At 45.6% G+C, this 20,428-nt stretch carries 17 protein-coding genes and 1 other annotated feature; of the genes, 10 read left to right on the top strand and 7 right to left on the bottom strand.

Annotated elements, in window-relative coordinates; all coding sequences use genetic code 11:
- Positions 1-403 precede the first annotated feature (403 nt).
- The 6 genes from RB620_RS17795 to RB620_RS17770 are packed head-to-tail and all read left to right on the top strand — an operon-like array spanning position 404 to position 6,895.
- On the top strand, positions 404-1,360 hold the full coding sequence (locus tag RB620_RS17795) for an NAD(P)-binding domain-containing protein (protein WP_308096532.1): 957 nt from the start codon (positions 404-406) through the stop codon (positions 1,358-1,360).
- Between the two features lie 4 nt (positions 1,361-1,364).
- Entirely contained in the window at positions 1,365-2,336 is a 972-nt protein-coding gene (locus RB620_RS17790) for an NAD-dependent epimerase/dehydratase family protein (protein ID WP_308096530.1), read from the top strand.
- A gap of 7 nt (positions 2,337-2,343) precedes the next feature.
- Positions 2,344-3,462, top strand: a complete 1,119-nt coding sequence (locus tag RB620_RS17785; protein ID WP_308096529.1) for a glycosyltransferase family 4 protein — start codon at positions 2,344-2,346, stop codon at positions 3,460-3,462.
- 46 nt (positions 3,463-3,508) lie between these two features.
- Positions 3,509-4,609, top strand: a complete 1,101-nt coding sequence (locus RB620_RS17780) for a glycosyltransferase family 4 protein (RefSeq protein WP_308096528.1) — start codon at positions 3,509-3,511, stop codon at positions 4,607-4,609.
- 43 nt (positions 4,610-4,652) lie between these two features.
- Positions 4,653-5,750, top strand: a complete 1,098-nt coding sequence (locus RB620_RS17775) for a glycosyltransferase family 4 protein (RefSeq protein ID WP_308096527.1) — start codon at positions 4,653-4,655, stop codon at positions 5,748-5,750.
- Positions 5,751-5,797: 47 nt separating this feature from the next.
- Positions 5,798-6,895: a glycosyltransferase family 4 protein gene (locus RB620_RS17770; protein ID WP_308096525.1), complete on the top strand. Its 1,098-nt coding sequence runs from the start codon at positions 5,798-5,800 to the stop codon at positions 6,893-6,895.
- A 394-nt stretch (positions 6,896-7,289) separates the two neighbouring features.
- Here RB620_RS17770 and RB620_RS17765 read toward each other — a convergent pair whose 3' ends face one another.
- The gene (locus RB620_RS17765) at positions 7,290-8,213 is read right to left on the bottom strand and encodes a nucleotidyl transferase family protein (protein WP_308096523.1); all 924 of its coding nucleotides are present in this window, start codon (positions 8,211-8,213) and stop codon (positions 7,290-7,292) included.
- A gap of 38 nt (positions 8,214-8,251) precedes the next feature.
- Positions 8,252-8,507 (bottom strand) — a binding site (T-box leader).
- 178 nt (positions 8,508-8,685) lie between these two features.
- On the opposite strand from RB620_RS17765, the gene RB620_RS17760 reads away from it, so the two are divergent.
- Both RB620_RS17760 and RB620_RS17755 read left to right on the top strand, forming a co-directional pair.
- Entirely contained in the window at positions 8,686-9,894 is a 1,209-nt protein-coding gene (locus tag RB620_RS17760) for an immunity 26/phosphotriesterase HocA family protein (RefSeq protein WP_308096521.1), read from the top strand.
- 344 nt (positions 9,895-10,238) lie between these two features.
- Positions 10,239-11,858: a YncE family protein gene (locus RB620_RS17755; protein ID WP_308096519.1), complete on the top strand. Its 1,620-nt coding sequence runs from the start codon at positions 10,239-10,241 to the stop codon at positions 11,856-11,858.
- Between the two features lie 89 nt (positions 11,859-11,947).
- On the opposite strand, the gene RB620_RS17750 is transcribed toward RB620_RS17755, so the two are convergent.
- From RB620_RS17750 to RB620_RS17725, 6 genes are all read right to left on the bottom strand, one after another.
- A complete protein-coding gene (locus RB620_RS17750; protein WP_308096517.1) occupies positions 11,948-12,463 on the bottom strand; it encodes a VOC family protein in 516 nt (171 codons plus the stop codon).
- A gap of 2 nt (positions 12,464-12,465) precedes the next feature.
- Entirely contained in the window at positions 12,466-13,416 is a 951-nt protein-coding gene (locus RB620_RS17745) for a sigma-70 family RNA polymerase sigma factor (protein WP_308096515.1), read from the bottom strand.
- A 157-nt stretch (positions 13,417-13,573) separates the two neighbouring features.
- Positions 13,574-14,341: an ABC transporter permease gene (locus RB620_RS17740; protein WP_308096513.1), complete on the bottom strand. Its 768-nt coding sequence runs from the start codon at positions 14,339-14,341 to the stop codon at positions 13,574-13,576.
- The gene (locus RB620_RS17735; protein WP_308096512.1) at positions 14,342-15,103 is read right to left on the bottom strand and encodes an ABC transporter ATP-binding protein; all 762 of its coding nucleotides are present in this window, start codon (positions 15,101-15,103) and stop codon (positions 14,342-14,344) included. It abuts the gene before it with no gap.
- 14 nt (positions 15,104-15,117) lie between these two features.
- Positions 15,118-15,984 carry a pentapeptide repeat-containing protein gene (locus tag RB620_RS17730; RefSeq protein WP_308096511.1) on the bottom strand — a complete coding sequence of 289 codons (867 nt, stop codon included), beginning with the start codon at positions 15,982-15,984 and terminating at the stop codon, positions 15,118-15,120.
- A 13-nt stretch (positions 15,985-15,997) separates the two neighbouring features.
- Positions 15,998-16,327 carry a PadR family transcriptional regulator gene (locus RB620_RS17725; protein WP_308096510.1) on the bottom strand — a complete coding sequence of 110 codons (330 nt, stop codon included), beginning with the start codon at positions 16,325-16,327 and terminating at the stop codon, positions 15,998-16,000.
- Positions 16,328-16,761: 434 nt separating this feature from the next.
- Here RB620_RS17725 and rsgA point away from each other — a divergent pair, with 434 nt between their 5' ends.
- Together rsgA and RB620_RS17715 are read left to right on the top strand one after the other, a co-directional pair.
- A complete protein-coding gene (rsgA, locus tag RB620_RS17720; protein ID WP_308096509.1) occupies positions 16,762-17,808 on the top strand; it encodes a ribosome small subunit-dependent GTPase A in 1,047 nt (348 codons plus the stop codon).
- An 81-nt stretch (positions 17,809-17,889) separates the two neighbouring features.
- The gene (locus RB620_RS17715; RefSeq protein ID WP_308096507.1) at positions 17,890-20,343 is read left to right on the top strand and encodes a hypothetical protein; all 2,454 of its coding nucleotides are present in this window, start codon (positions 17,890-17,892) and stop codon (positions 20,341-20,343) included.
- Positions 20,344-20,428 lie beyond the last annotated feature (85 nt).

The raw sequence follows: 20,428 nt of genomic DNA, 5'->3' as shown, positions 1-20,428 counted from the left end.
ATTCGGCTTGATGAACTGGACGCCACTCGGCTCGCATGGCGGACACTTCCGATCGGCAGCGATACAGAAGCGAATCTGCCATTCGCTGGCTCAGATGTGCCACAGCTTGAACACGCAGTAACCGTGGACGCGCGAGACAGGTTAGACGATAGAGTTCTGCTTGGATAAAAGCCGAGCGGATTAGAAGCGCCTGGCTTGAAGCCGAGCGCTTTTGTTATTAAGAAAAGGTCCAATGAACATGGTCTCTGAGCAAACGGGAATCGATCGGTCAAGGCGCAACACGTTCGCGAGTATCGAGCTATATACCTAATTTATAAGTAGTCATTCACTAGTCCATACATCTTTTGGTCTCTAACATACAATATCTCGATCCTTCTAACAAGAAGAATGGGAGGTGCTGCCTTTGAGGGAGATCATCGAGCAATGTATCAGTAAAGCTAAGGCGAGCAATAAAGTTTCACTTGCAATTGTTGGATCAACCGCCAAATATAATAATCCTCCATTTGTTATAGGGCCTTTGAAAGAATCGGAGAAATTTGTTGGCAGCAGCTTTATTACCAAAGACTTAAACCATTTTAAAGAGATATGTAGATATGCGGATGGCAAAGTCGATTACCTATTTATCGATGTTGAAGCGAAGACAGAGCCGCCGATCGATTTCCTAGCGGAAGCTGAATTGTGGGTGAAAAAAAGCAAGATCAAAACCTTTAAAGGAAACGATATTACAGCGCTTGCATGCGATCTATTAGTTAGCGAGATTGTGGGCGACCTTAAAGGGAAAAAAGTGTCCATTATCGGAGCGGGAAATATCGGATCCAAGGTAGCTGTAAAACTAGTTGAAAGAGGGGCAGAGGTTTATATTACCCGGAGGGATAACAAGAGCGAGATCCTGGCAGAAGCAATAAATATGATGAAAACCCGATACACTTCTGGGACGGTCTATAGTGAGAACAACCACGCTTTGTCTGCAAAGGATGCTGATGTCCTGATCGGCTTCACTCAAGGGTATCCGGCGATTAATGGCTCTATGGTTTCTTCTCTTTCCCCAAACGCTCTGGTGATAGATGGCGGGGTTGGTAACGTAACAGAAGAAGCTATAGCGAAAGCCAAAGAGTTAGGTCTCAAAATGTTTCGATTGGACGTTAGGATTGCTCTTCCATTTATCCTTGACAGCATTTTATCAACCGAACACTTTATAAATCAGATTGCAGGAACATGTACGATTAACGGTAAAACTTACGTTGCCGGAGGAATCCTTGGCGCGCTTGGCGATATTGTAGTTGCTAATATCAAGAGCCCCACATCGATAATTGGCACTGCCGATGGGAAAGGCGGAATCCTTCAATATTTCAAGGAGTGATAATATGACTGCCGAACAGATTCAAGGGGAAAACGTGTTTATTACTGGCGGCGCCGGCTTTATTGGATCGACGCTAATCGGACGCTTAATAGAATATAACAAAGTCACCGTTTATGATAATTTCTCACGAAACGCCATTAAGGACAAACCTTATTATAACCACCCCAACTTAACCATTATCCATGGGGATATTCTTGATTTGGACAGCCTCAAGAGATCCATGCAAAATTCAACCAGAGTGGTTCATGCAGCAGCCGTAGCGGGCATTGATTCCGTTATTAAAAGCCCGGTTACGACTATGAAAATCAATATGGTAGGTTCTTATAATGTGCTTGAGGCTGCGGCCTCGCTCCCTAATTGCAGAAGAATCGTTTGCTTTAGCACAAGCGAGGTTTTCGGTCAAATGGCGTTCCGTTCCAACGAGACTAGCCCGGCAGTTATGGGGGCGGTCGGCGAAGCGCGCTGGACATATGCCGTTAGTAAATTGTCGGTAGAGCATTTAGCATATGCTTTCTACAAAGAATTTGGTCTTCCAACGGTAACTGTAAGGCCATTTAATGTTTATGGCCCGGGACAAGTGGGAGAGGGAGCCATTCGTGCCTTCGTAATGCACGCGTTAAAGAATCAAACGCTTCAGATTCATGGCGATGGAACTCAAATACGGGCATGGTGTTACATTGACGATATGGTAGACGGTATTCTCTGCACGATGGGTAATGATAAAGCGATTGGCGAGTCTTTTAACATCGGCAATCTAAGAACTGTGAATACGATCTATGGACTGGCAAGCACGATCATACGAGTATTAAACTCTCAATCGGAGCTTGAATTTAAGGAGGCGGACTCAGCAGATATTGAACTTCGAATCCCCAATGTAGAAAAGGCCAAGAGAATTTTGGGATTTGAGGCAAAAGTCGGGTTGGAGGAAGGAATTCATAAAACCGCACAATTTTTCCGGGAGAAGCTGCAGGGATAACTACGGAATGAAAAGAGGAATTGAACAAATGAATAGGTTATCAAGACAGGAAATCATAAAGAATTACGTGTCCATTAAACCTTTCGAAAATCCACAACAAGAATATGACATAATCAGGGGGAAAGCCCACCTCTCTTCTCACGGCATCGGAATTAGCACTTTGGCTCATGCATTACGTTCTTGTGGCGTACATGCAACCTCTTGCAGTTTTTATACAAACGTTTACTCCTACCTATCTGATGTTTGTTTGAATTTAGATCTAAATCCTATGGATCTTAGAGTGAAGATTCGGGATGCCTATTTCGAGGAAGCGTTAGAAACATACGACATCTTCCATTTTCATTTTGGTTCAACTTTTTTTGAGCCTGATAAAAGGGATTTAAAAATTCTGAAGAGCTTAGGGAAGAAGCTGGTGGCTCACTTTAACGGTGATGAAGCACGTAGTCCATCGATAGCAAGTGCATTTAACAATCCGTATGTTCAAGTAAGGGAGCTCTGGACAGAAGAAAGGATTAGGGACAATTTAAAGCTTAATTCTGCCTACATCGACCATGCCATTATCAACGATCATGAATTATTGCCTCAAGTCGAACCGTATTTTAAAAAAGTGCACATCATCCCTTATGCGATCGACGCCCGGGAATTTACGCCCGAGTACCCGTCTCCGGGTGCCGAGCCGGTAGTTGTCCATGCGCCGTCGGACCGCAGGGTGAAAGGTACGGAGTTTGTGCTGCAGGCCGTGGAACGATTGAAGAGAGAAGGCCAAAAATTTCAATTTCGTTTGGTTGAAAAAGTCCCGCACGAACAGGCAAAACAGATTTATCAAAAATCGACCATTATTATCGACCAACTGACCGTTGGTACGTATGCGAATTTAAGCATGGAAGCAATGGCGATGGGAAAGCCCGTCATCTGTTATATCCGTGACGATCTGCGCAGCACCTTCCCTCCCGGTTTCCCGATCGTCAGCGCTACCCCCGATACCATCTATGAGGTATTGAAGGATTTATTAAACCGGCCTGAGGACTGGCCAAAACTCGGGATGGCCGGCCGCAGCTATGTGGAACAAACCCATAACTATGACAAAGTCGCCCAAAAGCTCATCGATGTTTACAAACAGCTTTAAGCTGATAGTGGTTAGTTATTAACTACTGAAAAGAGGAATTAAAACAATGGATAGGCTATCCAGACAGGAAATTATAAAAAATTACGTGTCCATTAAACCCTTCGAAAATCCACAGCAAAACGATGACACAATCAGAGAGAAAGTCCTTCTCTCTCCTCACGGCATCGGAATTAGCACTTTGGCTCATGCATTACGTTCTCGTGGCGTACATGCAACCTCTTGCAGTTTTTATAAAGACGTTTACTCCTACTTATCCGATGTTTGTTTGAATTTAGATCAAAATCCCATGGATCTTAGAGTGAAGATTCGGGATGCCTTTTTTGAGGAAGCATTAGAAACATACGACATTTTCCATTTTCGTTTTGGTTTAACTTTTTTTGATCCCGATAAAAGTGACTTAAAAATTTATTCAAGCAAGGGAAAAAAGGTTGTGGCCCACTTGACCGGTGTTGAAGCGCGGTTACCGTCGGTAGCCAGAAGTTTTAACAATCGATATATACAAGAGGGAGCTTGGGGGTGGACAGAAGAAAGGATTCGGGAGCACCTAAACGTTCTTTCCGCCTATATCGATCATGCGATTATTTGCGATCACGAATTAATGCCTCATGTCCAACCGTATTTTAAAAAAGTTCACATTGTTCCTTATGCAATCAATGCCAATCCATTTACTCCTAAATACCCATCTCCCGATATCGAGCCTATAGTCGTTCATGCACCCTCGAATCGGGAGGTTAAGGGCACTGAATTTATATTGAAGGCTGTCGAACGATTACAAAAGGAGGGGCATAAATTTCAATTCCGGTTAGTTGAAAAAATCCCGCGCGAACAGGCAAAACAGATTTATCAAAAGGCTGCGATTGTCATTGATCAACTGTCCATTGGAACGTACGCAAACTTAAGCATGGAGGCAATGGCGTTGGGAAAGCCCGTCATCTGTTATATCCGTGACGATCTTCGCAGCACATTCCCTCCCGGTCTCCCGATCGTCAGCGCTACCCCCGATACTATCTATGAGGTATTGAAGGATTTATTAAACAGGCCAGAGGACTGGCCAAAACTCGGGCTGGCCGGCCGCAGCTATGTGGAACAAACCCATAACTACGACAAAGTCGCCCAAAAGCTGATCGATGTTTACAATCAGCTTTAAGTAGGCAAGGGTTATTAACTGTTGAAAAGAGGAATTAAAAACAATGGATAGGCTTTCAAAACAGGAAATGATAAAAAGTTACGTGTCCATTAAACCCTTCGAAAATCCACAACAAAAATATGACACAATCAGAGAGAAAGTCCATCTCTCTCCTCACGGCATCGGAATTGGCACTTTGGCTCCTGCATTACGTTCTCGTGGCGTAGATGCAACCTCTTGCAGTTTTTATAAGGACGTTTACTCCTACCTATCCGATGTTTGTTTGAATTTAGATCAAAATCCCATGGATCTTAGAGCGAAGATTCGGGATGCCTATTTCGAGGAAGCATTAGAAACATACGACATTTTCCATTTTCATTTCGGTTCAACTTTTTATGAGCCTGATAAAAGGGATTTGCAGCTTCTTAAAACCATGGGTAAAAAGTTGATTGTCCATCATAATGGTTCTGATGTGCGTTTATTGTCGGTGGCGAGGAGTTTTAACAACCCTTATGTTTTTGTAAAAGAAACTTGGCCGGAAGAAAAAGTCCACGCTAATATGAGGTTGCTTTCCTCCTATATCGACCATACAATCATCAATGACTATGAATTAATGCCATATGTCAAGCCTTATTACAAACACGTCCACGTTGTGCCTTACACTATTGATGTACATCAAATTAAGCCGTTTTACCCGGCACCGGATTCCCAGCCATTAATCGTTCATGCACCCTCGCATCGAGAGGTCAAGGGAACAGAATTCGTAATAGCCGCAGTCGAACGTTTGAAAAAAGAAGGGCACGAATTTCAATTTAAGCTGCTAGAAAATTTACCCCATACCGAGGTCATGCAATTATATCGAAAGTCCACTATCGTCATCGACCAGCTTCGAATTGGTACTTATGCAAATTTAAGCATAGAGGCAATGGCGATGGGAAAGCCCGTCATCTGTTATATCCGTGACGACCTCCGTAGTACATTCCCGCCCGGATTGCCGATCGTAAGCGCTAATCCCGATACCATATATGAGGTTTTAAAGGATTTACTATATCGCCCTGAGGATTGGCGCAGACTTGGAATGGTTGGCCGATCCTATGTAGAGCAAAATCATGGTTATGGAAATGTCGCCCAAAAGCTGATCAATGTCTACAAACAGCTTTAGGTAGGCAAAGGTTTATTATCTACAGAATGAAAAGAGGAATTGAAACAATGGATAGGCTATCCAGACAGGAAATCATAAAGAATTACGTGTCCATTAAACCCTTCGAAAATCCACAACAAAAATATGACACAATCAGAGAGAAAGTCCATCTCTCTCCTCACGGCATCGGAATTGGCACTTTGGCTCATGCATTGCGTTCTCGCGGCGTACATGCAACCTCTTGCAGTTTTTATAAAGACGTTTACTCCTATTTATCCGATGTTTGTTTGAATTTAGATCAAAATCCTATGGATCTTAGAGTGAAGATTCGGGATGCCTATTTTGAGGAAGCATTAGAAACATACGACATCTTCCATTTTCATTTTGGTTCAACTTTTTATGCGCCTGATAAAAGGGATTTGAAAATTCTGAAGAGCTTAGGGAAGAAGCTGGTGGCTCACTTTAACGGTGATGAAGCACGCGTGCCATCGATAGCAAGAACATTTAACAATCCGTATGTTCAAGTAAGGGAGCCCTGGACAGAAGAAAGGATCAGGGAGAATCTAATGCTTAATTCTGCCTACATCGATCATGCCATCATTAACGATCATGAGCTATTGTCTCAAGTCGAACCGTATTTTAAAAAAGTGCACATCATCCCTTATGCGATCGACGCCCGTGAATTTACGCCCGAGTACCCGTCTCCGGGTGCCGAGCCGGTAGTTGTCCATGCGCCGTCGGACCGCAGGGTGAAAGGCACGGAGTTTGTGCTGCAGGCCGTGGAACGATTAAAGAGAGAAGGCCAGAAGTTTCAATTTCGTTTGGTTGAAAAAGTCCCGCGCGAACAGGCGAAACAGATTTATCAAAAATCGACCATTATTATCGACCAACTGACCGTTGGAACGTATGCGAATTTAAGCATGGAAGCAATGGCGATGGGAAAGCCCGTCATCTGTTATATCCGTGACGGTCTGCGCAGCACCTTCCCTCCCGGTTTCCCGATCGTCAGCGCTACCCCCGATACCATCTATGAGGTATTGAAGGATTTATTAAACCGGCCGGAGGACTGGCCAAAACTCGGGATGGCCGGCCGCAGCTATGTGGAACAAACCCATAACTATGACAAAGTCGCCCAAAAGCTGATCGATGTTTACAACCAGCTGTGAAGAGAGTGGGTCAAAAAAAGTTGATCATATAAAAATATGACTGAAGACATCATGGCTCTCAAACATTTTCAATAAAACGTTGAGAATATAAAGTAGAAGGATATGGCGACGCAGGCATAGCGATGAATACCGCATTTTCCCTTTCTAATAAAAACAAAACCGATTAGTGTTTGCCTGTATTTTTTCCCAATATCCTCAACATCAACCTGCGGCGGATTTGTACAGCCGCGGCTCACCTCGCTGAACTCCTTTCCATGAATCAGGGCACCCTTGTAATAGGGTGCCCTGAAATTTCGCCTTAACAATGATACGCAGAACCGTATCGCAAGTAGTGGTAAAGCGGAGAGTGGAGGTACTGATGGACTTGAATGACTTTATTCTATTATCCGAAGGCTTATTTATAACGCCCAATTTTATGTTTGACCTTCTCAAGTAAAGGCGCAGCCATAGCTCTTGCTTTCTTGGCTCCTTCATAAAGGATAATGTCAATTTTATCTGGTGATGACATTAAGTCATTATATTTTTTGCGTGGTTCTTCCAAAAAAGCATTTATGACCTGAAACAGTTCCTGCTTTGCTTCCCCCCAACTAATTCCATTCAGAAATTTACTCCTTAAATTTTGGACTTGTCCGGGCGTCGCAAATTCTTTATACAATAAAAAGATATTAGATGTATCAGGGTCTTTAGGTTCATGAGGAGGAGTAGAGTCTGTTTTGATTTTGTTTATCAGCTTCTTAAGGTTATCAGCTGTTTCGAAAAGCGGTATCGTATTACTATAACTTTTACTCATTTTTCTACCATCGAGACCAGGAATTACAGCTGTATTATCATCTACGATATAATTAGGTAACTTGAAGGTTTCTCCATAATTTCTGTTGAATCCTTCTGCAATATCTCTTGCAATCTCAACATGCTGTATTTGGTCCTTAACACCAGTATCCATATCCACGCCCAATTGTTCATTTTTATCAAGAATTGCTTTGTATGCATGGGCACGATTCATTAATCCCTTGGAAGTCAGACATGAAAGTATCCAGCTCAGCTCGAATATCTCTGGTACATCCGATTGTCTATAAAAAACTACCCTTTCCGGGTCAAGTCCCAGTGCTAGCCACGTTGCTGCAATACCGTAAGAGAGATCGTTAAACTCATCCCTGTTCTGAATGAATGTTAATCCGTGGTAGTCGGCAATAAAGTAAAGTGCGGTACAATTACTATTTTTTGCGATTTGTAGTGCAGGTTTTATTGCTGCGATGTAATTCCCTACATGGACTTTACCTGTAGGCTTAATTCCAGTTAATACAATTTCATTGTTCATGATATCCCTCCTCAAAATAAAAAAGGGGTTCTCATCCTTGAAAGGACGAGAAGACCCCGTGGTACCACCTTAATTAGCCCGAATATAAATCGGACTCGCTTTGACGTATCGAAACATGCAGTATGTTTGAATACGCGTCTCTTGTAACGACGAGACTTTCGCCAAAGCCTACTCAATGTATTTTCGGTTTGGATGCTCAGAAGCCCACTTCGGCATAATCCCTACACTGATTCGCACCAACCATCAGCTCTCTGGAGTATTCGTTATGCTTACTCTCTTCATCATTGCAAAGTTGTATGAAATTGTATTACTATTTTTTTACAACAAAATTGAGTCAATGTCAAATACTTACTGCAAAGAGCAAGAGAGTTAATTCAACATGAAATCAACAAAGAACTTACCTATGATTTTTGACCTGGGGAGTTCCCATCATTATTTATCTGCGGTATTCAGAAGGATAGGGAGAGAATATATGAAGATTAACTTGGCAGACGTTAAGCAATTGGAATATCTTTCCTTTCGACTAACCAATGAGCAAAGGCAGTATTTCGGGCTGGACGGAATAGAAGATGATTGGGATGAAGTCGAAATCAAAACAGGAACTATCGTATTTTATCAGGGAGATGTTATAAGAAAGGTTATTCACTTCGATCTATTTAGAACTTTTACATATAAAGAATATGATACGGAACTGTTTACGAATAGCAGACAATTTATTTTACCGAAATCCTCCAAGGGCAAAGAGAAAAAAATGACACCGTCAAACATCCTTAGTTTTATGCCTACAGGGTGTACTTTCTATGTTTCGTTGACAAGTAATGGGGGAAATAAGTCCATGGTACGTGCGTACAACATTAGAAACAATATTGAACTTCCCATTGATAACGACGAGAACCTAAACCATGTCTCTGAACTAGAATCGTGGATTCATGACTACATGAACACTTGTCCCAATGGTTATTTCGATAAAGTGAACAAAATGAGGGAAACGCCGCATCGGACCATAAAGTACAGTACGGGAGACGTTTTTAGATTTGAAATCGATAGAGAGCATTATGGCTTCGGGCTTATTATCGGAGAAGTTAAGAAGCTAAGGGAGCGAGCGCCAAAGAATCATCCCTGGAAATTTTTGATGACGGTTCCGATTTTAATAAGAATATTCGAGATTAAAACAAAAGATAAAGATCTGTCTTTCAAGGACCTATTTTCGCATAGATTATTACGTGCTGACATCATGAGCGATGCTGAATTGATTTGGGGTACGCATGAAATCATCGGGAATAAGAAGTTGGCGGAGGACGATATTGATTTTACTTTACATTTAGAATGTATAAGTGACGATAATCATCGTCTCGTTTACAGATTTGCTTGGGGTTATGGGATTAAGGAAATCGATCATCGATCAGATGACAGTGAGTTGATGGAAAAAGTGCATGAGCAGCTATATTCCAATAGTGGGGTAGCGTTAAGTTTGCCTAAATATCAACTTACTAATGTGTTGAATAACCAACCCCAATTTACTGAAAGTGTGGACCTCTTGCATCCATATAACTCAAGTTTATTTAAAAAGGTTTTTGAATGGTTCGGATTTTCATTAGATATGGATATGGATCAATTCAATAGGGAAAACAACGGGCTTACGCGCGAACAATATTTAAGTTTTTCTGCTTCTTACAAATAATGCTATAATAAGACAAGCACATAGAACGGCTTGCAAGGGTGGTCGGCTACCTCTCGAAGAAGGGAGGGATGCCCATGGAGGTTAAAGATAACCAAAAGAAATAGACCGCCCTCTGCTAGGTAAACGGTCTATTTCTGATCACTTATCCGGAGCCGACCGCCTTTGAAGCGGTCTACTGTGCTGTTGGAGTCGTGTTGGCGCACGGCTCCTTCTTTAGTTTTATTATAACGACCTCAATTTATACATGCAATACGGAGATTGAGAAAGCGCTCAACAGGAAGTCAACAACATAGAATCAACAAATTGTAATCTAAGTGAACGATATACAGGGGGATATGAGGATAATGGGTACTACTTTTGCCAACCTGCAAATTAGATCTGATTGTTCTGCTCTGGAAATAGAAAAAGTTTTGCCTGGCTGTGTTGTAAGATGTCTATCGGATGGATGGACTACAATCGTGAGTGAGCATTTTCACGTCGGTGACATTCAGAAAGCAGCAAAGAAATTATCGAAGGCGATCACTCCAAGCGTCATGTCCATTGAATATCTCGATGACGATATGCTGAAGTTGTCTGTTTACCGAAACGGGAAGACTCTCACGAGCCATATCGCCGGGGGCGAAGGGTACGGACTTCCCAGGACACTTGGCAAACCCGCAGTATTTCTAGAACAATTTGGGTTTGAACCAAGCGAAATTATATTGTTGAGAGCTATTTTAATTTGTGAGGATATAGGGAAGAAGATTGAGTTGCTCCAGCATTTTCTAGGTGTGACCATTTGGATTGATCACACAATGCTGCTTGATGATCCAGAAGCTGCTTTTTGCTGCAAACGTGAACTTCCTATTATTGAGGAATATATAAATGAAACAGCAATAAAAAGGCGTATTAAAAATCAAACAAAAGCAACTCTTCTTCAGGAGTTTGAGGGCGCTTTAATTGCAGTATTGGGGGATCATAAATATCTCATCGGCGTTCCTCCATATGATAGATATAAGGATTGCTATAAGGATGAGCTGATCTACACCTTTATCCCAAACGGCACTTTGGAACCTATGCTGGATGTTCATTCTTTCAACCACAGAAGTGGAACTGGCATTTTAAGTGCTGCTCGTGGTTATATCGGTTACATTAGTTTTCTCAGGAGTCAATATTATGTGTTTGATTATACGGGCCGAATGGTTTCCGAAACTTCTTTGGGTGGAAATATCATTAATCCGTTCAGCATATTGGAGGATGGCGGCTTTCTTTCATCCCATAATAGTGGGAAGACGCTCAGGGAATATACGCAGCGTTTAGAGACCAGATGGGAGATCCCGTACATGGGTTTTCCTTATTACAATAACAATGCAATCTATATGTGCAGAATCGACTCGTCAGGTCAGTTTTCGGAGCTCGTAAAACTAAATCGCAATGGGCAAGTTGTAGCATCATTTCACTTAGAATACGACGGATATCATGGGCCTAATGGTGAATTTGTATTTGATGAATCAGGAAGAGTTTTCTATTATTGCAGTGCAACGACTCCCGGCAGACCGGTTGTGAAGATTTTTGTTTTAACCGAACAACTGGAACTAATAAGAGAGTTAGATTTAGAAGGGTGGAGTATTTCAGTAGCCTTAGATTCTAGAAATTATAAGCTATATGTGTATCTATCCTACAAGCAGCTTCTAGTAATCGATACGAAGTCATTCCGTATTATCTACAGAAAAAAGTGGGAGGAAGACTCTAATTTTTTCACCGTGGATTCATATGGAAGAGCTCTCTTAATCACGGGGTCAAATACGATTGAAATAATCGACTCGCAACTGAATGTTATCTCACGCCATCGGTTGAAAGGACAAGTGTTATCAGAATATACCAATGAGAGAGGAAACCTCTGTCTTCTTACTGGAACCGGAGGAGAACACCATGAAGGTGGAGCTAAAAAAATGATGATCAGGGTGTACGAGATTTGTGACTAAGTTAATGTTGATTACAGAGCGATGGAAGCATGACCTCCATAGCTCTGTATTTTCATTTTTTTGGAGTCAACACGGAGTCAACAACCCCGTTAATTTTGATCTACGTCCTGCCAAACATTGAACTTGTTGCCGTCCGGGTCCTTGAATTTGAATTGTAAACCGCAGCTTCCTTGATCGTTCAGCGGCTCGACATAGACGCCGCTTTCGCGGAGGCGTTTATGAACCTCTACGATGTTCTCGACCTCGAACGTCAGTGAGAACATTTCGTATTCGTGGCCATCCCATTGATCAGTCACGAAGTTTGCCGTTCGCTTCTCTTTCGTTTCCAGCAGGAACAACCATTGCCCGTTGCCAAGAACAAGGATGGCTCCGTCGGCAGGCCCGCGCGGCTTAACCGTGAGGCCCAATGTCTCTTTGTACCACTTTGAGGCAAGCTCCACGTTTGATACGGGCAAATAGTTGTGAGAGACTCTTTTTAGCATCGGTGCTTGCGTTGCTGGTTGCTCCTGTGTTTGGTTTAATTCTTTTTCGGCCATGAAAGCTCCGCCTTTCGTAATCAAATGTGTTTCTATATATAGACGATCCGACTTCGTCAAAGCCGTCATCGTTAAGCTCCGTTTTTAAATTTATTTTCGATCGCATGATACGGGTTACCGTCCGGGTCGTAGAAAACGAAGTGTTTGCCGATAAATGTATTCGTATCGATCGGCTCCAACCTCACTTCGTCATCTTGCAACTTGAGCCATAGCTCTTCAACATCGGTCACCTCGAAGGCTAACAAAGGCAGCTCGCTTGGTAGATGTGAATGGCATTCCAGTAAATATAATTCATGGCCAGACTCTACTTTTAAATTGCCATGTCTGCTGATACTTAATTTAAAATGACGGACGAACCAGTCTAGAACTCGCTCCCGATGAAGGACGGGAATATAGAAATGCCCCACACTTCTTAACACCAGTTCCGAAACCTTCTGTTCGAATCTTTGATCCAGACGTTGCATGCGGAAATAAGGCTCGAAATCGCCAGCGAGTTGACGCTTCAGCATTTCTCTCGCGCGCCGAATGCGGCTTTCCACGGCTGACAGTGAAAGATTCAGAAATTGACCGATTTCCTTCATTGACCATTCGCTTAAGTAATGCAGCGTTATGGCCATTTTGCTTGTCTGCTCTAAATTTTGAATCGCATTCCAAATCGTTTCTTGCGTCATACGCTGATCTAGCCATGCATCGACATAATTAATGGAAGGGGCAATCGCATCTTCGTAAGGCAACGTTTGTTTTTTCTTTTTGACGAAATCGAGGCTTGTTCGATAAACAATGGCATATAACCAACTGCCCAATTTCGAAGGATCATCCAGGGTATGAAGTCGGCGATAACATTTCACGAAAGCCTCTTGCGTTGCATCCTGCGCTTCATGAAAGTCCCCGATTATACTGAAGGCAACGGAAAACAAGGCGTTGGAATATTGAAGCACGATTTGGCGAAAAGCATCAAAATCGCCATTTCTGGCTTCGGTTACGCAGCTGTGATTATTGAGATCCTGTACATCTTCATCCATGGCAACACCGCCTTATAAGAAGACCTAAACGTATCATGTAGACCCGCAATCATTTCTTTATCTAATATACCACGTAGATGCACCAACCGCCGCAAACCCTGTCAGGACAAGGGATGCGGCGGATGTGGATAACCATTGGAAGACGCTGTCCTTTATTTTACGCCCGATTTTTATATACCCTCATTGCAAAGTAATAGGCTACGAGCAAAATTCCGACGCACCATGCAAGAGCGATCCAGATGTCATTGCCCACCGGCTGACCCGAGAGCAATGCGCGGATGGATTCGACGATCGAAGTCACGGGCTGGTTTTCGGCAAAGACGCGAACGACGGTCGGCATCGACTCGGTTGGCACAAATGCCGAACTGATAAATGGCAGGAAGATAATGGGGTAGGAAAAGGCGCTCGCGCCATCGACCGTTTTTGCGGACAGTCCGGCTATAGCCGCGACCCATGTTAAAGCTAGCGTAAACAGAGCGAGGATACCCGCTACGGCGAGCCATGGCAGCACTCCCGCGGATGAACGAAAACCCATGATAAGCGCTACAATAATGATGATGACCAACGATAAGGCATTAGATACAAGCGAAGTCAGTACATGCCCCCACAGGAAAGCGGAACGTGAAATCGGCATGGTGCGAAACCGCTCCAATAGGCCCCGCTGCACATCGGTAAACAGTCTGTAAGCCGTGTAGGCTACTCCGCTGGCAATCGCAATCAGCAGGATGCCGGGCAACAGGTAATTCACGTAATTATCCGTTCCGGTTTGAATGGCACCGCCGAACACGTAGACGAACAGCAGCATCATCGCAATCGGAGTGACGCAGACCGTGAAGATGGTGTCCATGCTGCGGGAGATATGGCGCATGGAACGTCCAAGCATAACACCCATATCGCTGAAAAAATGTTTTTTTACCGTCTCCATTTAAATTGCCTCCTTTTTGCCGATGATGGCGAGGAATATTTCCTCTAATGTCGGCTGTTTTTCAACATACTCCACCTTTGTGGATGGGAATAGCTTTTTTAGCTCGGAGAGCGTGCCGCTGGCGATAATCCTGCCCTCGTGAAGAATGGCAATTCGGTCGGCAAGCTGCTCGGCTTCCTCTAAATATTGCGTGGTCAGGAATACCGTCGTGCCGCCGTCAGAAAGCTCCTTTACAATTTTCCAAACCTCGATGCGTGCCTCGGGGTCAAGCCCGGTGGTTGGCTCGTCGAGGAAAATGATCTGCGGTTTTCCCACAATGCTCAAGGCGATGTCGAGCCTGCGGCGCATGCCGCCTGAATAAGTAGACGCCCTGCGGTCGGCAGCCTCTGTCAGGCCAAAGCGTTTAAGCATGTCGTCCGCAACCTGACGCGGATTTTTCAGATGCCTTAGCTTTGCAATCATGATCAGATTTTCCCGTCCGGTCAAAATTTCATCCACGGCGGCAAATTGCCCGGTTAGACTGATCGATTGTCGCACATGGTCGGATTTGGACACCACATCGAATCCGTTAACGACGGCGGCTCCGCTGTCTTGTTTGAGCAGCGTGGTCAGGATTTTGACAACTGTCGTTTTGCCGGCTCCGTTAGAGCCGAGCAGGGCGAAAATACTTCCCTTTTCCACCTCGAAATCTACGCCCTTTAGGACTTGAAGGTTTTTGTAAGACTTTTGCAGTCCCTTCACTTGGATTGATTTGTTTTTCATTTTTTCTCCTCCTTTTATATAACCGTAACTTTGGATAGATCGGCTTCCATGCCTTTGAGCGCTGCGTAAGTTAACTTATCCATCACGGCCCCGTCGAAGCAGATCGTTTTGATGTTACGATAATACTTTTTAGTCAGCGTAAACCCCGGATGGAAAGATACATTCTTAAGTGTTGCGCCTCGAAATGAAACTTCGGTCAAAGCCGATTTCTCGAACTTGACGCCGATAAAGGTTTGCCCGTCAAATCTTACACCTGTAAGATCGGAATATTTAAATTCCACGCCGTCAAAAATACAGTTGTTGAAAATTGTTTTTCTAAGGTCGGTCGTATTCAGTTTGACATCCGTCAATTTAGCGTCTTCAAATGTTGCGCGATCTAGGCCCGACGAGCTGTAGTTGGTTCGAACTAAGATTGATTTTTTGAAACTCGTGTCCGAAAGGTCGAGAGCAGAAAAGTTGCAGTCGGTTAGGTTTGCGCCGTCGAAATTAACTTCGCGTACATCGCTTCCCGCAAACGAGCTTCCTGACAAGTCCGCGTTCGAAAAGTCGGAGCCTCGAAGCGCGCTGCCTGAAAATTTCCCTTTATGCGCAGTTACGCCGGCGAAGTCGCTCTTAGGCAGATTGCTCGCGCTAAAGTTCGTTACCACCTGCCGCTCCAGCGAGCGGGAGAGGTTGGCAACCTCCTGGACCGTCTGCTCGATGTCGCCGATGCTGTCGATGGTCATCTCGAAAGCTGACTCATCGTCTCTACCTTCTTCTTTAAGTTCACGGAACCGGTCCTGCAGATCGGAGTGCAGATCCGCTTTCAATTCCTCGATGCTTTTCACCCCGTCGTACGGTGCGAACACGCCGTTCAGATAGCTGGTCAATTTCTCATTCATAACATCAATCTCCTTATAATAAATTTTCAAGTACGCGTTTTGCGTATTCCCAGTTGTTTTTGTTGCGGGCGTAAGCTGCATTGCCCTTATTGGTAATTCTAAAATATTTGCGGCGTCCACCTTGAGATTCATCACCCCAATACCACTCGATATCGCCGTCCGCTTCAAGCCGCCGGACGCTGGAGTACATCGTGGCTTCCTTTAATTCATACTCGCCGCCCGAGCGCTCGGCTATCAGCTTGACGATCTCGTACCCGTAGCGGTCAGCTTCGGATAAGAGCCGCAAAATCATCGTATCGGTATGTCCGCGCAGCAGGTCGGATGTAATTTTGTTCTCGCTCATCTCATCACCTCCGTATTTGTATAATACGACAAAGTACTATGATCGTCAAGGTAATATTTTTATTATAATACTTTGCTTGAAAAAGAGTCGTCCGCTCATTTGGTTATACTGGTTTTTTACCTGTCATGACGGCAATTCGCATGCTATAGTTACTTCACAAAGACTGGAAGGAGTGAGGACAATGACTGCAACGACTGCAAGGATTAAGCATGCTTTGGTTGGAGGAGGCGATCCTCATGGTTCTCGGTTGTAAGCTTTCGAGCGAATGAGCCAATCGCCCCGGAACCGAAGTGTAGGGTTCCGGGGCTTTTCTATGTCTTTTTTGTTTATGCCCGACATGGTAAAGCCGCCGATATGAATTTGTCGCGGCTTTTTTGTGTTGCCGGCATGTTGTGATTGTTTACTGATGAATGTTTGAATGGGAGGAATCGAATTTGGAATTAAAAGAACTAGGCTGGAATCCTTTGTTAGAGCAACACTACGAACCGTTCCGGGAGCGTGGGTATTCGGTAGGACGGGTAATCAAAGAGCACCGGCAACTCTACGACGTCGCTTCGGAAAGCGGAGAGAGGTTGGGCGAATTGGCGGGCAAACTGCGCTTCAAGGCTGCTGGGCGGGCCGATCTCCCGGCAGTCGGCGATTGGGTGGTCATAAAGGAAGAGGGGGAGCGCGCCATCATTCATGCGATCTTGCCGAGAAAAAGCAAGTTCTCCCGCCAAGTCGCCGGAGCCGTGACGGAAGAACAGATTGTCGCGACTAACATCGACATCGCCCTTCTTGTCATGGCGCTGAATCAGGATTTTAATCTTCGACGGATGGAACGGTATTTGCTTCTGGCCTGGGAAAGCGGAGCAAATCCGATTATCGTGCTGAGCAAATCCGATCTGAGCGAGGAAGCGGAGGGGCAAGCCGCGCAAGTGGAGGCAATAGCGCCCGGCGTCCCCGTCCACACGATCAGCGCCATTCACACGCAAGGGCTTCAGGCGCTTGCGCCATATTTGGTCCAAGGTAGAACGATGGCGCTGATCGGATCGTCCGGCGTTGGCAAATCGACGCTTATTAATGCCCTGGCCGGCGAGGAACTGCAGCGCGTCAATGATATCAGGCATGGGGACGGGCGCGGCAAGCACACGACTACGCATCGCGAACTGATCGTGCTGCCGCAAGGCGGGATTATTATCGATACGCCGGGCATGCGCGAGCTTCAGTTGAACGCATCGGACGACGGCTTGGACGCGGCGTTCGAGGACATCGAAAGGTTAAGCGACGCTTGCCGGTACCGGGACTGCATGCATCGGGGCGAGCCCGGCTGCGCCATCCAGAGCGCGATCGCAAACGGCGAGCTCGATCGAAAACGTTATCAGAGCTATGTCAAATTGGAGAAAGAACTGGAGTACGCGATGCGCAGAGAAAAAGCGAAGGCAAGACTGTCAAACAAAATCGATCAAAAAACGGATAGACGGAGTCGGAAGCTTGAATAAGGGTCCCAGAAACTTTTTCCATTTTTTATACATTTAAAGTATTGTGGAAAGTTTTGGTCAATAGAGGGGGCTTGTTTTCGAGTGGGGACGAAAAAAACGGTAGTACTCATCGGATGCGTTTGTGCGATTTTGCTTATGGGATTCATCCTCTTGCTGAATGGCAAGAGAGAAGCTCCTACGGGAGAAAGCATCGCGTCGAGTTTGCCATCGACGACACCCCTCTTGGAAACGATTGAACCCATCGAGACGGCAGGGCAGCCTACAGTTGGCGAGTTCCGATTGGATGTCCGGGAGCCGCATATTTTATGGAAAAATGGCCGTTCTTCCCTGTACGTTCAAAATCTTCAGCTCTATAGCCTGACTGACGGGGCGGAGGCTGTAAGCCTGTACGAATGGACGGAGCCTCTCGTCGCCGAGGCGTGGCTGAATGGCGACCGCTTGCTAATTGGCGTGCAGGCCAAAGAACGGGACACGAGTCAGCTAGCTATGGGGCAAGGGATGCCGGGGCATTGGCTAGGTCTTCGGGTCGGTGCCGAACCTGTTGTGGATTACGACGAAACGACGTTTTTCGGACCGCGGGAAGTATTGCAAATGGTAGCTGCAGAGAATCCGCGGCTCTTCATCGCGACAGTCGTGAACGGTGAAGCCTACTCCGAACATCTCCTTGATCCTGCGCACGACAATTGGATATCCGTATATCGGGGGAGGCTCGATCCTTTGCAGGCTGGTTTTAACAAGCAGCAAGGGATGCGCGATGTAACGGAGGGGCGCGTGTTCAATCTGGCGGACGGTTCCACGATTCGCACATACGCGGATAATGGCGACACGATGCTCTATTCCGAAGCTCCGTTTCTTTTTGCGAGACGATATGTCGATTTGGAATTATTGGATCTAAAGCAGATAGACAGCTTGCACGCTTCTCATCAGCTGCTTGGGCGTTTCCGCTCGGAGGCGGGAGGAGAAGTGATGATGTTTCTGAATGGAGGCTACGATGATACGCCAATTCCGATCGAGCCTAGAATATGGGAAGAGGATTGGCAGGTGCTTGCGCCTTATTCGTTGACATTCATGCAGGCTATGCCTGATAAGCTGGAGATTTTGCAGTTCGCTGAGACTGATCTGGAGGATGGGCGGAAGCAAATCGGAGAACCGACATTGACGTCATACTCTACGGCCGGATCGCGGCTGCTTGCCAGTCAAGGTTCCCTATTGACCTATGAAGCGGGGAGCGGAAAGAAGCAGATCTCCTGGCACGATCTCGTCCATGCCAGAGCGCAATCGGGAAGTCCGATATGGCTGACCCCGATGGAAGATTACGAATCCAGAACGGAGATCCGTCCGAATCCTGATTCAGATTGGTCTAAACCGCGAGTGCCCGCCATTGCATATGAGGAAGCTAACACGAACGCCGAGATTCCGGAGGAGCTCGGGAGGGCGATGGATGAAGTTTTGATGGACAGCGATTATGGATATGGGAAGACGTACCGTCTGATCGACGGTCGGTGGTACGTGCTGTACGACGATCACTTCTTCGTCTACGAGGATGGAGCATTACGGAAGATCGGCGATATGCCGGTCACGATTTCCGTATCGATAGATGCCGGAGCAGGCGGGAGGACGGCGAGGGATTTCGCGCGAGTCGACGAAAGCTGGATCGTAGCGGACACCGAAGGTTCACGCGTGCTCAAGTTGGACGACAATCTGCAGATCAGAGCCGAGGTTGCGGTCCCCACGCCTTATCGGCTGTCGTTTGAGGGGAATCAGCTGACGGTGGCTTCCGAAGGCAGTCTGATTACAATCGATTCAAGCTTCACGCTGAAAGGGAAGAAGCCACTGGCCTTCCAATCTACGGCGAAAAAGAGATATGAGGCAGAGAAGTATTTCCGTCCTCAGCAGTATACGGAGGATAAGGAGAACGGGCTTACGTGGTATTACTACGACGGCAATTTGTATCAGTATCGCGATCAAGAGAAGGAACTGCGCTCCTTCTTCGTCGGCTACAACGAGAACTTTGCCGGCACCGTCCGGATCATTCCTTATCGGGATGAGATGCTGGTCATGCTTGACCGCCGGCTGGAGAGATTTGATCGTCAGGGCAATTGGCTGAGCCGAATCGAATTTCCGCGCTCGCAACCGGATGGAATCTATGATCGAACGCCCCATGGAGAGAATTCCACTGTGCTCGATGAAGCGCGAGGCGTCCTTTATCTGGTACAAGGTTATCGCATCGTCGCGATCGATTTGCAGCGGAACGGCGTGCGGGAAGCGTTCCGGCAAAATCACTCGGACATCGGGAAGCCGATTCGTTACAAGGATGATCTGTATGTCCTGTTGCACAGTAACGAGAATGACCGTTATGAACAACGAAGCGGCGATTCCGCAGCATACGGGCCTTTTTATACAGAGATCGTAAAGCTGGGCATGCTGGATTCAAGTCAAAAACGATTCATCGTCGAAGGCTTCCATGAAGACATGGAAGTACGCGAAGGAGCAAACGGGAAACCGGCTTTTATTTTGAAGAGCTATTCGAATTAGCGAGTGCAGCTTCTCAGGCGATATATTTTTATGCTGCCGCTTTGAGCGGCAGTTTTTTGTTTTTTGAGAAATTTGAACATAGTGC

It is taken from the genome of Paenibacillus sp. LHD-117, from assembly GCF_030929555.1.
Lineage (GTDB): Bacteria > Bacillota > Bacilli > Paenibacillales > Paenibacillaceae > Pristimantibacillus.
This window is presented reverse-complemented; position numbering and strand designations above follow the sequence as displayed.

Excerpts from the sequence above, each read along its gene's own strand:
- RB620_RS17790 (WP_308096530.1), top strand. The coding sequence starts at position 1,365 with ATGACTGCCGAACAGATTCAAGGGGAAAACGTGTTTATTACTGGCGGC.
- RB620_RS17785 (WP_308096529.1), top strand. The coding sequence starts at position 2,344 with ATGAAAAGAGGAATTGAACAAATGAATAGGTTATCAAGACAGGAAATC.
- RB620_RS17780 (WP_308096528.1), top strand. The coding sequence starts at position 3,509 with ATGGATAGGCTATCCAGACAGGAAATTATAAAAAATTACGTGTCCATT.
- RB620_RS17775 (WP_308096527.1), top strand. The coding sequence starts at position 4,653 with ATGGATAGGCTTTCAAAACAGGAAATGATAAAAAGTTACGTGTCCATT.
- RB620_RS17770 (WP_308096525.1), top strand. The coding sequence starts at position 5,798 with ATGGATAGGCTATCCAGACAGGAAATCATAAAGAATTACGTGTCCATT.
- RB620_RS17765 (WP_308096523.1), bottom strand. The coding sequence starts at position 8,213 with ATGAACAATGAAATTGTATTAACTGGAATTAAGCCTACAGGTAAAGTC.
- RB620_RS17760 (WP_308096521.1), top strand. The coding sequence starts at position 8,686 with ATGAAGATTAACTTGGCAGACGTTAAGCAATTGGAATATCTTTCCTTT.
- RB620_RS17755 (WP_308096519.1), top strand. The coding sequence starts at position 10,239 with ATGGGTACTACTTTTGCCAACCTGCAAATTAGATCTGATTGTTCTGCT.
- RB620_RS17750 (WP_308096517.1), bottom strand. The coding sequence starts at position 12,463 with ATGACGGCTTTGACGAAGTCGGATCGTCTATATATAGAAACACATTTG.
- RB620_RS17745 (WP_308096515.1), bottom strand. The coding sequence starts at position 13,416 with ATGGATGAAGATGTACAGGATCTCAATAATCACAGCTGCGTAACCGAA.
- RB620_RS17740 (WP_308096513.1), bottom strand. The coding sequence starts at position 14,341 with ATGGAGACGGTAAAAAAACATTTTTTCAGCGATATGGGTGTTATGCTT.
- RB620_RS17735 (WP_308096512.1), bottom strand. The coding sequence starts at position 15,103 with ATGAAAAACAAATCAATCCAAGTGAAGGGACTGCAAAAGTCTTACAAA.
- RB620_RS17730 (WP_308096511.1), bottom strand. The coding sequence starts at position 15,984 with ATGAATGAGAAATTGACCAGCTATCTGAACGGCGTGTTCGCACCGTAC.
- RB620_RS17725 (WP_308096510.1), bottom strand. The coding sequence starts at position 16,327 with ATGAGCGAGAACAAAATTACATCCGACCTGCTGCGCGGACATACCGAT.